The organism is Pseudomonas sp. NPDC087598 (genome assembly GCF_044743525.1).
Taxonomy (GTDB): domain Bacteria; phylum Pseudomonadota; class Gammaproteobacteria; order Pseudomonadales; family Pseudomonadaceae; genus Aquipseudomonas.
In genome coordinates this window covers 1-1215 of record NZ_JBIUWQ010000159.1, presented here as the reverse complement: position 1 = coordinate 1215, position 1215 = coordinate 1, and the positions used below count along the sequence as shown (strand labels likewise).

Annotated in this window: 3 protein-coding genes; all 3 read right to left on the bottom strand. The window is 57.6% G+C overall.

Going from position 1 to position 1215, the window contains the following annotated elements:
* A partial coding sequence (locus tag ACIOWE_RS30245) for a hypothetical protein (protein ID WP_401398634.1) occupies window positions 1-593 on the bottom strand: 593 nt, incomplete at its 3' end.
* A gap of 36 nt (window positions 594-629) precedes the next feature.
* Complete coding sequence (gene rpsR, locus ACIOWE_RS30240; protein WP_002551829.1) at window positions 630-860, bottom strand: 30S ribosomal protein S18; 231 nt, start codon at window positions 858-860, stop codon at window positions 630-632.
* 29 nt (window positions 861-889) lie between these two features.
* Window positions 890-1215: 30S ribosomal protein S6 (rpsF, locus tag ACIOWE_RS30235; protein WP_401398632.1), on the bottom strand; the 326-nt coding region annotated here is incomplete at its 5' end.

Below are 1215 nucleotides of genomic sequence, written 5' to 3'. Positions count from 1 at the left end.
AGCGGGATCCGGATGGCGCGAAACTCGCGACCAAAACCACCCGGGTTGTACAACAACGCCTGCCAATGACGCCCGACAATCAGGCTCAGCACGCTGACGATCTGCAACAAAGCCGCAATCAGTCCGGTCAGGACCGGTGCAATCAGGGACGCGAAACGCGCTTGCTCTTCGACCGACAATTGCTTGTAGGTCTCACCGAGAAGCGCTGGCATGACCTTTATAAGGGCCTGCGCAAGCATCTCGATCTGGGCGGCAAACGCCGCCCCGAGCACCACTGAAAACACCACTCCAATCACTACGCTGACCAGCAGCGTGCGGACCCAGGATTCACTTGCGCGCAAAACCAACGCAAGTCCCGAAGACCCCAGCAGCACCAGAAGTGCCCGTGGATCATCGGCATACAGCCACCAGATCAATGCCGGCAGCAGCCCCAGGGACAGAACGCCAAGGGCGCCCGTCAATCCGCGCCGCAGAAGTACAAGACTCCCGGCGGCAGCACCCAACCAATACAACAACGGTAATGTTGCACATCCGGCCACCACGAGAGTGGCCTGCATACGGCCTCGCATGATGAACTCAGCTAAGGCACGCATGCATTCAATCCTTTGCTACTTGTCGACTGCCCGGTCTCAGCGGCCGTGGCTGTCGGTGTAGGCCAGCAGGGCCAGGAAGCGGGCGCGCTTGATAGCGGTGGCCAGCTGACGCTGATAACGAGCTTTGGTACCGGTGATGCGGCTTGGAACGATTTTGCCGGTCTCGGATACGTAGGCTTTCAGAGTGTTGAGATCTTTGTAATCGATCTCTTTCACGTCTTCAGCGGTGAAGCGGCAGAATTTACGACGACGGAAGAAACGTGCCATTTGATAGGCTCCTTAATAAGGTCCGTGGATTACTCGTCAGCGTTATCGCTGTTGTCGCTGTCATCACTATCAGCGCTTTCAGCACCTTCGTGATCAGGACGGTCGCGACGCTCACGGCGCTCACTGCGGTTTTCTTCAGCCTTGAGCATCTCGGATTGGCCGGTAACGGCTTCTTCGCGACGGATGACCAGGTTACGGATCACTGCATCGTTGTAGCGGAAGTTGTCTTCCAGCTCGGCCAGGGCCTTGCCAGTGCACTCAACGTTCAGCATCACGTAGTGAGCCTTGTGAACATTGTTGATTGCGTAGGCCAGTTGACGACGGCCCCAATCTTCCAGACGGGGGGTGTTTGGGG